Raw genomic sequence first — 12,657 nt, 5'->3', positions numbered from 1 at the left:
CCGACCGGCGCCCGAAAGCCCGGCGGTGTACGCGCCGCGGGGTGGGTGAGAATGGGAACGCCCGCCGCCTGCCGCCCCTTGGAGGAGATCCCGTGGCAATCCGCGTACTGCTCGTGGACGACCAACCGCTGCTGCGTACCGGCTTCCGGATGATCCTGGAGGCCGAGCAGGACGTGGCGGTGGTGGGCGAGGCCGGTGACGGTCAGCAGGCGCTCGACCAGGTGCGCGCGCTCCAGCCCGACGTGGTGCTGATGGACATCCGGATGCCGCGCATGGACGGCGTCGAGGCGACGCGGCGCATCACGGGCCCCGAGAAGGACGGCCCCGCGAAGGTGCTCGTGCTCACCACCTTCGACCTCGACGAGTACGTGGTCGAGGCGCTGCGCGCCGGGGCGAGCGGCTTCCTCCTCAAGGACGCCCCGGCCGACGAACTCGTCCAGGCGCTCCGGGTCGTGGCCGCGGGCGAGGCGATGCTGGCGCCGAGCATCACCCGCCGCCTGCTCGACAAGTACGCGGAGAAGCTGCCCTCCGGCGAGGAGCCCGTCCCCGACAGCCTCGACCAGCTTACCGAGCGCGAGGTGGAGGTGCTGAAGCTCGTCGCGCGCGGCCTGTCGAACGCGGAGATCGCCGCGGACCTCTTCGTCAGCGAGACGACCGTCAAGACGCACGTCGGGCACGTGCTCACCAAGCTCGGCCTCCGCGACCGCGTGCAGGCGGCGGTCTACGCCTACGAGAGCGGGCTCGTACGCCCCGGCGCCGCCTGAGCCCCGTACGCGGAGCGGGCTCCCGCCCGGGCGCGGCGCGCCGGGGACGAGAGCCCGTCGAGGAAGGGTCCGTCAGTCGGAGACGCCGCGGCCCAGCTCCCAGAACTGGTTGATCGACGAGGCGTTGAGCGCCCATTCGACGCCTGTGATGTCGTCGCGCGCGGCAACGTACTGCTTGCCCTGCCAAAGCGGGAGGAGCGGCACGTCCTTCGCCACGAGGTCCTGGGCTCGGCCGAACTGCTTGGCGGCGTTCGCGCGTTCGGTCAGGCGACGGCTCTCGGGGATGAGCTTGTCGCGGATCTCCCGGTTGACGTAGGGCGAGTGGAGGACGTTGTTCTCCTCGAAGAAGGGCGCCAAGTAGCTCTCGGCGTCAGGGAAGTCGGGGAACCAGCCGAAGCCGTAGATCTGGAAGACCTTTTTGGCCGTGGCCGGGTGGAAGGTCTTCCACTTGGTGCCCTTCGTCGTCACCTCGAAGAGCCCGGTGTCATTGAGCTGCTTCTTCAGGACCTTGAACTCATCGGTCGTCACCTCGCCGTAGTGGTCGGTGGTGTAGTCGAGTTGCACCTTCACCGGGGTGTCGATGTTCGCCTTGCTGAGCGTGGCGCGGGCGGCGGCGACGCTGGGCTGGCCGTACTCGTTGAAGAACGAGTTCTTGTGGCCGGGCAGGCCGCTGGGCACGATCGAGTAGAGCGCCTCGGAGGCGCGCGAGTACGCGTCGCGCACCAGCTTCTGACGGTCGATCACCTGCGCCATCGCCTGGCGTACGGCCTTTCGGCCGACGACGCGGTCGTCGGTGTCGAAGACGAGGTAGCGGATCTCCTGACCCGACTGCTCGACGAGTTGGACACCCTTGTCCTTCGCCGTGCCGAGCCGATCCACCTGGCTCGGCGAGATGGTCCGGTTCATGACGTCGATGTCGCCTGCGGTGAGCGCCTGCTCCATGCTCTTCGCGCTCTTGAAGAAGCGGAGCTCGATTTCCTTGTTCCGGACGTCCAACCCGCCGTCGTATTTGGGGTTCCGGCTGAGGACGGCCTTGCCGTCCGAGGGCTCGAAGGAGTCGACCACGTACGGGCCCGAACCGGTCACGGAGAAGCCGTCGACGAAGCCGTCCTTCGGATACGTCTCGCTGTCGACGATCGCGGCCGCCGGGGTGGTGAGCTTCAGCGGGAAGGTCGCGTCCGGCTTCTTGAGGTGGAAGACGACCTGCTTCTCGTCGACCGCCTCCACCTTGTCGACGTTGGCGAAGAGCGAGGCCGGGCCGTTGACGTAGTTGATGGAGAGCTGCCGGCGAATGGAGAACTCGACGTCCTCGGCGTCGAGTTCGTTGCCATTGGAGAAACGCTGACCTTCCTTGAGCGTGCAGCGGTACTGCTCGTTGTGCGCGTCGGTGAAGCTGCACTTCTCGGCCGCGTCGGCCTCCGGCTCGGTGCCGGAACGGGGTATGCGCACCAGGGTCTGGAAGGTGTTGCGCATGATGTTCCACGCGGCGACGTCGTACGAGGCGGCCGGATCGAACGGCGCCGGGGTGTCCTTGCTGACGGCGAACTCGTCGGTGGTGCCCACGACGACGGTGTCATCCCCGCCGCTCCCCGACCCGTCCCCACAGGCGGCGAGCAGAGGTGCGAGGAGCCCGGCCAGCACGGGCAACACCACGGTTTTTCGGTTCATGGTCGACGATCTCCCTCGTCCGGCCGCGAGTTGTGCAGGAATGGAATGGCCGGGCAACAGACATTAGTAGTCCGCTCGGACAGCCCCTGAAGTGGAAGGCGCGGAGCGGTTTCACGGACCGATATCGCTGCGCCACCATCCGCTATGCGGACATGGGAACGTACCGCACCTTCGGTGAACCAATGCGGACACATAGGCAACCGCCCGAAGCGCACGAAGGGCCGCGGAGCAGGTCCGCGGCCCTCTGTCGACTTTGTTTCCCGTGACAAACGTCACACGATCAACTCACCTGTGCGCACTGGGAATTGACGGGTCCACAGTCACCGAAAATGAGCACTCCGGCGCACCAGGTTTCCCCGGCTATTCACCCACGGGAAGGGCGCAGCGCCTTCCCTACACTCAGTGCGCAACCGCTCTCAGAGAGCGCAGAAATGCGAGATCGACTTCTTCGAGTGATCGGACGATCGTCCGCCCGGGCGCCGGTTCGATCGGCGCGACCGACGGCACGGCGACGACCCGGCACCCGGCCGCCTCCGCCGACGCGACCCCCGTCGCGGTGTCCTCGAGCACCGCGCACCTGCGCGGGTCGACGCCGAGCTGCTCGGCGGCCGTCAGGTACGGGTCGGGGTGCGGCTTGGTGCGCGCCAGCTCGTCACCCGCCACCGTGCAGGCGAAGTTGGCGTGCCCGAGCGAGCCGAGCATGTGGTCGACGACGTGGCGGTGCGAGGCGGAGACGAGCGCCGCGGGCAGCCCGTGCGTCGTCAGCTCGGCGAGCAGCCGGCCCGCGCCCGGCATCAGCGGCACGCTCTGGCCCATCCGTGCGACGCACTCGACGAACCGGGCGTTGAGGAGCCTGCTCACCTGCTCCAGGCCGATGTCGGCCTTGGTCGCCTCGATGAGGAAGCCGGCGCTGCGCGCCATGGGCCCGCCGACGACCACCTGCCGCCACTCCTCCCGCAGCGAGTGCCCCAGCTCGGCGAAGACCTCCCGCTCGGCCTGCCACCAGCAGCCCTCGGTGTCCACCAGGGTGCCGTCCATGTCGAGCAGGACGGCCTGTAGGCCCGGCCCCTCCTCCAGAAGGGTGCCGAGCGCCGAGACGGAACTGGACATCCGCATGCACCTCCCACGGGGCGAGAAGGCCGGCCGCCCGCTGTACGGCGAGGGCGGCCGGCCTGTTGTCGGATCGATCAGTCTACGTCCTGTGCTTACCGGGCGTTGAAGTACTTCGCCTCGGGGTGGTGCAGGACGATGGCGTCGGTCGACTGCTCGGGGTGGAGCTGGAACTCCTCGGAGAGCTCGACGCCGATCCGCTCCGGCTGGAGCATGTCCGCGATCTTCGCGCGGTCCTCCAGGTTCGGGCAGGCACCGTAGCCGAGCGAGAAGCGGGCGCCCCGGTACTGGAGGTCGAACATGCCCTGCATCTGCGCCGGGTCCTGGCCGGAGAAACCGAGCTCGTTGCGGACGCGGGCGTGGAAGTACTCGGCGAGGGCCTCGGCCAACTGGACGGAGAGGCCGTGGAGTTCGAGGTACTCGCGGTAGGCGTTCGCCTCGAAGAGCTCCTGCGTGACCTCGCCGATGCGGTTGCCGACCGTCACGACCTGGAAGCCGACGACGTCCGTCTCCCCCGACTCCTCCGGACGGAAGAAGTCAGCGAGGCAGAGCCGGCGACCGCGCCGCTGCCGCGGGAAGGTGAAGCGGGTCCGCTCGGAGCCGTCCTCGTTGAGAACGATCAGGTCGTCGCCCTTGGAGTGGCACGGGTAGTACCCGTAGACGACGGCGGCCTCCAGCATGTTCTCGGTGTGCAGCCGGTCGAGCAGGCCGCGCAGCCGCGGCCGGCCCTCGGACTCCACGAGGTCCTCGTAGGACGGGCCGTCGCCCTTGCGCGACTCCTTCAGGCCCCACTGCCCCTTGAAGAGCGCGCCCTCGTCGATCCAGGCGGCGTAGTCCCGCAGCCCGATGCCCTTGACGACACGGCTGCCCCAGAACGGCGGCTCGGGGACCGGGTTGTCCACGGCGACGTCGGAGCGCACGGAGCCGTCGTTGGGCGGGGGCTCCTCGATCTGGAGGTCGCGCTTGGGCACGCGCCGCTGCTTCAGCGCTGGCAGCTCGGCACCGGGGACGCCGCGCTTGACGTCCATCAGCTTGTCCATGAGCGAGAGGCCCTCGAAGGCGTCCTTCGCGTAGCGGACCTCGCCCTCGTAGACCTCGTGGAGGTCCTGCTCGACGTAGGCGCGGGTGAGCGCGGCGCCACCGAGGATGACGGGGAAGTCCGCCGCCATCTTCCGCTGGTTCAGCTCCTCCAGGTTCTCCTTCATGATCACCGTGGACTTCACCAGCAGGCCCGACATCCCGATCACATCGGCCCTGTTCTCCTCCGCCGCCTCCAGGATCGCCGAAACCGGCTGCTTGATACCGATGTTGACGACGTTGTAGCCGTTGTTGGAGAGGATGATGTCCACGAGGTTCTTGCCGATGTCGTGGACGTCGCCGCGGACGGTGGCGAGCACGATCGTGCCCTTGCCCTCGTCGTCCTCGCTCTTCTCCATGTGCGGCTCCAGGTGGGCCACCGCGGTCTTCATCACCTCGGCGGACTGGAGCACGAACGGTAGCTGCATCTGCCCGGAGCCGAAGAGCTCACCGACGACCTTCATGCCCTCAAGGAGCGTGTCGTTGACGATGTCGAGGGCCGGACGCTCCTGGAGCGCCTCGTCGAGGTCGGCCTCCAGGCCGTTGCGCTCGCCGTCGATGATGCGCCGTTGGAGCCGCTCCTCCAGGGGCAGTTCGAGGAGCTCCTCGGCCCTGCCCGCCTTCATCGACTTGGTGTCGACGCCCTCGAAGAGCTCCAGCAGCTTCTGGAGCGGGTCGTATCCCTCGCTGCGGCGGTCGTAGATGAGGTCGAGCGCGACCTGGACCTGCTCCTCCTCCAGCCGTGCGATCGGCAGGATCTTCGAGGCGTGGACGATCGCCGAGTCGAGTCCGGCCTTGACGCACTCGTCGAGGAAGACGGAGTTGAGGACGATCCGCGCGGCCGGGTTGAGGCCGAAGGAGATGTTGGAGAGCCCGAGGGTGGTCTGCACGTCGGGGTGGCGGCGCTTGAGTTCGCGGATCGCCTCGATCGTGTGGATGCCGTCCTTGCGGGACTCCTCCTGACCCGTACAGATGGTGAAGGTGAGGCAGTCGATGAGGATCGCCGACTCGTTGAGGCCCCAGTTGGTGGTGAGGTCCTCGATGAGCCGCTCGGCGATGGCGACCTTGTGCTCGGAGGTACGGGCCTGGCCCTCCTCGTCGATGGTGAGCGCCATGAGCCCGGCACCGTGCTCCCGCGCGAGGCCCGCGACCTTGGCGAAGCGGGACTCGGGGCCGTCGCCGTCCTCGTAGTTGACGGAGTTGATCACGGCGCGGCCGCCGAGCTTCTCCAGCCCGGCGCGGATCACCGGGACCTCGGTGGAGTCGAGGACGAGCGGCAGCGTGGAGGCGGTGGCGAACCGGCCGGCGAGCTCCTCCATGTCCGCGACGCCGTCCCGGCCGACGTAGTCGACGCAGAGGTCGAGCATGTGGGCGCCCTCGCGGATCTGGTCCTTCGCCATCTCCACGCAGTCCTCCCACCGCCCTTCGAGCATCGCGGTACGGAACTTCTTCGAGCCGTTGGCGTTGGTCCGCTCACCGATCGCCATGTACGAGCTGTCCTGGCGGAACGGGACCGTCTGGTACAGCGAGGCGGCTCCCGGCTCGGGCTGCGGGGAGCGCGGCGTCTGCTCCGCGCCACGGACGCGCTCGACGAGCTGGCGCAGGTGCTCGGGCGTCGTGCCGCAGCAGCCGCCGACGAGCGAGAGGCCGTAGTCCCGTACGAACCCCTCGTGGGCGTCGGCGAGTTCGGGTGCGGTGAGCGGGTAGGTGGCGCCGTTCTTGCCCAGTTCGGGGAGGCCGGCGTTGGGCATGCAGGAGAGCGGGACGGTGGAGTGCTGCGCGAGGTAGCGCAGGTGCTCGCTCATCTCCGCAGGCCCGGTGGCGCAGTTGAGGCCGATCATGTCGATGCCGAGCGGCTCCAGCGCGGTGAGCGCCGCGCCGATCTCGGACCCGAGCAGCATCGTGCCCGTGGTCTCGACGGTCACGGAGCAGAGCAGCGGCACCCGGTAGCCGGCCGCCTCCATGGCCCGGTGGGCGCCGATGACCGCCGCCTTCGTCTGGAGGAGGTCCTGCGTCGTCTCGACGAGCAGCGCGTCGGCGCCGCCTGCGAGCATGCCCTCGGCGTTCTGCTGGTACGCGTCGCGGAGGGTCGCGTAGGGCGCGTGCCCCAGCGTCGGCAGTTTGGTGCCGGGGCCCATCGAGCCGAGGACCCACCGCATGCGGCCGTCCCCCGACTCGAACTCCTCGGCGGCGTCGCGGGCGATCCGCACGCCCGTCTCGGAGAGTTCAAAGATCCGTTCGGTGATGTCGTACTCGCCCAGCGCCGCGTGGTTGGCGCCGAAGGTGTTGGTCTCCACGCAGTCGACTCCGGCCGCGAAGTACTCGTCGTGCACCGCGCGGATGATGTCGGGCCGGGTGACGTTGAGGATCTCGTTGCAGCCTTCGAGCTGCTCGTAGTCGTCGAGGCTGGGGTCCTGGGCCTGGATCATCGTCCCCATCGCGCCGTCGGCCACCACCACGCGTTCGGCGAGGGCCTGACGTAGGGCGTCTGCCCTGGTGGAGTTGGCTGCGGACGTACTGCTCGGCGAGGCCATGGAAGTGCTCCCTGAGGTGCGACGGCTGTCGGCTATGCGTGATCATCGACTTCCTCGGCGATGCAACGCACCCGGTCAGCGTATAGGGCGGGCGCAAGAGGACGCTCGGGTGTACCGCTGAGCGGACACTCTGCGGGGTCGACTGCTCCCGTTCTGCGGCTGAAGTCCGACTACCGCTGGGTCGTCAGTAAGGGATACCGTTCGACATTGTCGACCCGTGGACGTCTGTCGACAGAAAGGCCAGGGAGGTGCCGATGGCCCGGACCATTCAGTCCCTGGAGCGCGCGGCCGCGGTGCTGCGCCTCCTCGCAGGAGGTGAGCGCCGGCTCGGCCTCTCCGACATCGCCTCCACTCTGGAGCTCGCGAAGGGCACGGCGCACGGGCTGCTGCGGACGCTCCAGCAGGAGGGGTTCGTCGAACAGGACCCGCTCTCCGGCAAGTACCAGCTCGGGGCCGAGCTGCTCCGTCTCGGCAACAGCTACCTCGACGTGCACGAACTGCGTGCCCGCGCCCTGGTGTGGGCCGACGACCTCGCGCGCTCCAGCGGCGAGAGCGTCTACCTCGGCGTCCTGCACCAGCAGGGCGTCCTCATCATCCACCACGTCTTCCGGCCGGACGACAGCCGTCAGGTTCTGGAGGTCGGGGCGATGCAGCCGCTCCACAGCTCGGCGCTCGGCAAGGTGCTCTCCACCTATGACCCGGTGGCCCACAGCGATGCCCTCGAAGGAGAGCGCCGGCGGTTCACCGCGCACACGGTCACGGACCCGAAGAAGCTGGAGCAGGTCCTCGCGCTGACGAAGGGGCGGGGCTGGGGCTCGGACGTCGAGGAGACGTGGGAGGGGCTCGCCTCCGTCGCGGCTCCGATCCACAGCAGGCGCGGGCTGCTCCTCGGCGCGGTCGGCGTGACGGGCGCCGTCGAGCGGGTCTGCGACGCCGGGGAGCTGCGGGCGCGCATCGTCGCCTCCGTTCGCGACTGCGCGCGGGCCATCTCCAGGGACCTGGGCGCCGGGCGGTTCCAGGCGGGGCGGGGCGCCGTCTAAGTCGGGCCGGCAAACGGAAGTTGACGCTCCGAGGGAGCGCCGACCGGCATGTTCGGCGGGGTTGCCGCGCACCCCCTTCCCAGTTCACCTCCGCGGGCCGATCCTGCCCGTCCGAGGTCTCGCCGGCCCGCCGGTTCGGGCATCGGACGTCGGGCAGCGGAGCAGGAGGCGGCGGCAACCACCGGGTTGGCGTCGTCCCGGATGCCGCGGTTGCGTCGCGGGTTGAGGATGGACGGCCATGGAGTGCTGTGTCACACCCTCTTGACGCAAGCTTCACCAAAGAGAAAACTGCCGATCATCGGTCGACATTGTCGAACAACGAACGGCTAAGGAAGCAGGGCTGGTTCGTGGCTCAGGCTGCGTAGGTCCGTGTTCCCTCTGGACGAAGGACAAAGGAGTCGCGGGTGTCCAGCACCGACATCTTCGTAGGGGAAGTGGTCGGCACCGCGGTGCTGATCCTGCTCGGTGGCGGCGTGGTCGCCGCCGTCACGTTCAAACGCTCCAAGGCGTACGAGGCGGGCTGGGTGGCCGTCGCGTTCGGCTGGGGCATGGCGGTGCTCTCGGGCGCCTACATCGCCACCGGCGTCTCCGGCGCCCACCTCAACCCCGCGGTGACGCTGGGACTTGCGATCGAGGGCGGCACCGCTTGGAGCGACGTTCCGCTCTACCTCTTCTCCGAGATGCTCGGCGCCATCATCGGCGCCGTCCTCGTCTGGCTCACGTACTACGGGCAGTTCCGCTACCACCTCACGACGCCGCCGATCACGGGCGACGAGCTCGACCACGGAAGCCCCACCGCGGCCAGCAACGAGCCGGGCCCCGTGCTCGGCGTCTTCTCGACCGCGCCGGAGATCCCGCACAAGCTCCAGAACCTCGTCACCGAGATCATCGCGACCTTCGTGCTGATCATCGCGATCCTCACCCAGGGCCTCAACGACGACGGGAACGGGCTCGGCCCGCTCGGCGCCCTGATCACCGCGCTGGTCGTCCTCGCCATCGGCCTCTCGCTCGGCGGGCCCACGGGGTACGCCATCAACCCGGCGCGCGACCTGGGGCCGCGCATCGTGCACGCGCTGCTGCCGCTGCCCAACAAGGGAAGCTCCGACTGGCAGTACGCGTGGGTCCCCGTCGTGGGACCGCTGATCGGCGCCGCTCTCGCCGGCGGGCTCTACAACCTCGCCTTCGCCCCGTGAGCAGCACCGCAGGCGACCGGGGAGAGCCGGCCGCGGAGCAGAACCACAGACCAACCGAGCATCGGAGCACACCGTGAGCGACATCCACTCCACCGGCCCGTTCATCGCAGCGATCGACCAGGGCACGACCTCCAGCCGCTGCATCGTCTTCGACAAAGACGGCCGGATCGTCTCGGTCGACCAGAAAGAGCACGAGCAGATCCTGCCGAAGCCGGGCTGGGTCGAGCACGACGCCACCGAGATCTGGCAGAACGTCCAGCAGGTGGTCACGGGCGCGCTCGACAAGGCCGGCATCACCAAGCAGGACGTGTTGGCGCTCGGCATCACCAACCAGCGCGAGACGACGCTGCTGTGGGACAAGAACACGGGCGAGCCGGTGCACAACGCGATCGTCTGGACAGGACACCCGCACGGACGCGCTCTGCCGGGAGCTCGGCCGCAACGTCGGTCAGGACCGCTTCCGGCGGGAGACGGGACTGCCGCTCGCCTCGTACTTCGCGGGGCCGAAGATCCGCTGGCTGCTCGACAACGTCGAGGGGCTGCGGGAGCGCGCCGAGCGGGGTGAGCTCCTCTTCGGCACGATGGACTCATGGGTGATCTGGAACCTCACCGGCGGCGTCAACGGCGGCGTGCACGTCACGGACGTGACCAACGCGTCGCGCACGATGCTCATGAACCTCCACACGATGAGCTGGGACCCCAAGATCTGCGCCTCGATCGGGGTGCCGATGTCGGTGCTGCCGGAGATCCGCTCCTCCGCCGAGGTCTACGGCGAGGCCACGGGCGACCTCGCGGGACTGCCCGTCGCCTCCGCGCTCGGCGACCAGCAGGCGGCGCTCTTCGGGCAGACCTGCTACGAGGTCGGCGAGGCGAAGTCGACGTACGGGACCGGCACGTTCCTGCTGATGAACACCGGGCACGAGCCGGTCAACTCGTACAACGGTCTGCTGACCACCGTCGGCTACCGCATCGGCGACCAGGACCCGGTCTTCGCGCTGGAAGGCTCGATCGCGGTCACCGGTTCGCTCGTACAGTGGATGCGGGACCAGATGGGCATGATCAACAGCGCCGCGGAGATCGAGACGCTGGCGAGCTCCGTCGAGGACAACGGCGGTGCCTACTTCGTGCCGGCGTTCTCCGGCCTGTTCGCGCCGTACTGGCGCTCGGACGCGCGCGGTGTGATCGCGGGGCTGACCCGCTACGTCACCAAGGCGCACCTCGCGCGCGCCGTACTGGAGGCGACCGCGTGGCAGACGAAGGAGATCGTCGACGCCATGCACAAGGACTCCGACGTCGACCTGACCTCGCTCAAGGTCGACGGCGGCATGACAGCGAACAACCTGCTGATGCAGACCATCTCGGACGTGCTCGACGCGCCGGTGGTCCGCCCGATGGTGGCCGAGACGACCTGCCTCGGCGCCGCGTACGCCGCCGGGCTCGCCGTCGGCTTCTGGTCGGACACCGACGAGCTCCGCGCCAACTGGAAGCGGGCTGCCGAGTGGACACCGCAAATGGACGCGGCCGTCAGGGACCGCGAGTACAACAGCTGGCTCAAGGCCGTGCAGCGGACCATGGGTTGGCTTGAAGAGGAGAGCTGAGAGAGATGAACACCCCGCTGAGCGCCCCCGCCCTGGGGACGCACCCGGCTGCCGGCAGCAACCCCGGCCGCACCGAGACCAGGGACCTGCTCGCGCACGCGACGTACGACCTGCTGGTCGTCGGCGGCGGCATCCTGGGCACCTCGGTCGCCTGGCATGCCGCGCAGTCGGGGCTGCGGGTGGCCATGGTGGACGCGGGCGACTTCGCGGGAGCCACGTCGTCCGCGTCCTCCAAGCTGGTGCACGGCGGTCTGCGTTACCTGCAGACGGGCGCCGTGAAGCTGGTCGCGGAGAACCACCACGAGCGGCGGGTGCTGGCGAAGGACGTCGCACCGCACCTGGTCAACCCGCTCACCTTCTACCTGCCCGTCTACAAGGGCGGGCCGCACGGGGCGGCGAAGCTCGGTGCCGGTGTCTTCGCCTACTCGGCGCTCTCGGCCTTCGGTGACGGCGTCGGCCGCGTGATCTCCCCGTCGAAGGCCGCGGCCGACAACCCCGGCCTGCGGACGGAGAACCTCAAGGCGGTCGCGGTCTACGGCGACCACCAGATGAACGACTCGCGCATGGCGGTGATGACGGTCCGCGCCGCCGTCGACTCCGGCGCCGTCGTGCTCAACCACGCCGAGGTCACGGGGTTGCGCACCACCCGCGGCCGCGTCACGGGCGCCGAGCTGCGGGACCGCCTCGACGGCACCGAGTTCGGCATCGACGCACGCCTGGTCCTCAACGCGACCGGGCCGTGGGTCGACCACCTGCGCGCGATGGAGGACAGCGCGGCGGACCCGTCGATCCGGCTCTCCAAGGGCGCCCACCTCGTCCTCAAGCGCAAGGCTCCGTGGAGGGCCGCGATGGCGACGCCGATCGACAAGTACCGGATCACCTTCGCGCTTCCATGGGAGGACCAGCTCCTGCTGGGCACCACGGACGAGGAGTACACGGGCGACCCCGCGGACGTCCGCGCCACCGAGTCCGACATCCAGCAGATCCTCGACGAGGCGGCGTTCTCCGTGCGGGACGAGCACCTCGACCGCGACCTGATGACCTACGCGTTCGCCGGACTGCGGGTGCTGCCGGGCGGTCCCGGCGGTGTCGAGTCGGCGAAGCGCGAGACGGTCGTCAGCGAGGGGCGCGGCGGGATGCTCTCGGTCGCCGGCGGCAAGTGGACGACGTACCGGCACATCGGTCGCACTGTCCTCGACAAGTTGACGAAGCTGCCCGGCGGGGCACTCGCCGAGGACATGGAGCCGGTGAAGCGGCTCGTGCGCCACACTCCGCTGCCGGGCGTCTCCAACCCGAACGCGGTGGCGCACCGTCTGCTCGTCGACCGCGAGCCGGGTGCCCGCATGGACCCGCTCACCGCACGGCAGTTGGCAACGCACTACGGGTCGCTCTCCTTCGACATCGCCCGGCTCGTCAACGAGGACCCGGCGCTCGGCGAGCGCATCCACCCCGACGGACCCGAGGTCTGGGCACAGGTCGTCTACGCACGCGACCACGAGTGGGCGGAGACGGCGGACGACGTGCTGCGTCGCCGCACCACGCTCACCATCCGCGGGCTCGACACCGACGAGGTGCGCGCAAAGGTGCAGCGGATACTCGACGACCGTCGCGGCTGACACCGCGCGGTCAACGTCCTTACGGCGGCGGTGCGTTCCGGGGTTTCGGATCGCACC

7 protein-coding genes and 1 pseudogene are annotated in these 12,657 nt (G+C 69.2%); 5 read left to right on the top strand and 3 right to left on the bottom strand.

The features are described from left to right. Window positions 1-92 precede the first annotated feature (92 nt). Complete coding sequence (locus tag F603_RS0101085) at window positions 93-764, top strand: response regulator (protein WP_016905351.1); 672 nt, start codon at window positions 93-95, stop codon at window positions 762-764. Between the two features lie 72 nt (window positions 765-836). Here F603_RS0101085 and F603_RS0101080 read toward each other — a convergent pair whose 3' ends face one another. The 3 genes from F603_RS0101080 to metH all read right to left on the bottom strand — a co-directional run bounded on the left by F603_RS0101080 (window position 837) and on the right by metH (window position 7,153). After that, a complete protein-coding gene (locus F603_RS0101080; protein WP_026328039.1) occupies window positions 837-2,432 on the bottom strand; it encodes an ABC transporter substrate-binding protein in 1,596 nt (531 codons plus the stop codon). Window positions 2,433-2,831: 399 nt separating this feature from the next. Beyond that, a complete protein-coding gene (locus tag F603_RS0101075; protein ID WP_019544170.1) occupies window positions 2,832-3,542 on the bottom strand; it encodes an HAD family hydrolase in 711 nt (236 codons plus the stop codon). 95 nt (window positions 3,543-3,637) lie between these two features. Beyond that, window positions 3,638-7,153, bottom strand: coding sequence for a methionine synthase (gene metH / locus F603_RS0101070; RefSeq protein ID WP_019544169.1), 3,516 nt, complete (start codon window positions 7,151-7,153; stop codon window positions 3,638-3,640). Between the two features lie 254 nt (window positions 7,154-7,407). Here metH and F603_RS0101065 point away from each other — a divergent pair, with 254 nt between their 5' ends. The 4 genes and pseudogenes from F603_RS0101065 to F603_RS0101050 all read left to right on the top strand — a co-directional run bounded on the left by F603_RS0101065 (window position 7,408) and on the right by F603_RS0101050 (window position 12,600). Beyond that, entirely contained in the window at window positions 7,408-8,193 is a 786-nt protein-coding gene (locus F603_RS0101065; RefSeq protein ID WP_019544168.1) for an IclR family transcriptional regulator, read from the top strand. Between the two features lie 404 nt (window positions 8,194-8,597). Beyond that, entirely contained in the window at window positions 8,598-9,386 is a 789-nt protein-coding gene (locus F603_RS0101060; RefSeq protein ID WP_019544167.1) for an MIP/aquaporin family protein, read from the top strand. Between the two features lie 73 nt (window positions 9,387-9,459). Next, window positions 9,460-10,984 (top strand): annotated as a pseudogene (gene glpK / locus F603_RS31365) (glycerol kinase GlpK). A gap of 5 nt (window positions 10,985-10,989) precedes the next feature. Continuing rightward, complete coding sequence (locus F603_RS0101050) at window positions 10,990-12,600, top strand: glycerol-3-phosphate dehydrogenase/oxidase (RefSeq protein WP_019544166.1); 1,611 nt, start codon at window positions 10,990-10,992, stop codon at window positions 12,598-12,600. Window positions 12,601-12,657 lie beyond the last annotated feature (57 nt).

Origin of the sequence: Streptomyces sulphureus DSM 40104, assembly GCF_000381025.1 — a bacterium.
Classification (GTDB): domain Bacteria; phylum Actinomycetota; class Actinomycetes; order Streptomycetales; family Streptomycetaceae; genus Streptomyces; species Streptomyces sulphureus.
The sequence above is the reverse complement of the archived record's forward strand: the minus strand, read 5'-3'. Positions and strand labels throughout refer to the sequence as shown.

Coding starts and splice junctions, on each gene's coding strand:
- F603_RS0101080 (WP_026328039.1), bottom strand. CDS start 2,432: ATGAACCGAAAAACCGTGGTGTTGCCCGTGCTGGCCGGGCTCCTCGCA.
- F603_RS0101075 (WP_019544170.1), bottom strand. CDS start 3,542: ATGTCCAGTTCCGTCTCGGCGCTCGGCACCCTTCTGGAGGAGGGGCCG.
- metH (WP_019544169.1), bottom strand. CDS start 7,153: ATGGCCTCGCCGAGCAGTACGTCCGCAGCCAACTCCACCAGGGCAGAC.
- F603_RS0101065 (WP_019544168.1), top strand. CDS start 7,408: ATGGCCCGGACCATTCAGTCCCTGGAGCGCGCGGCCGCGGTGCTGCGC.
- F603_RS0101050 (WP_019544166.1), top strand. CDS start 10,990: ATGAACACCCCGCTGAGCGCCCCCGCCCTGGGGACGCACCCGGCTGCC.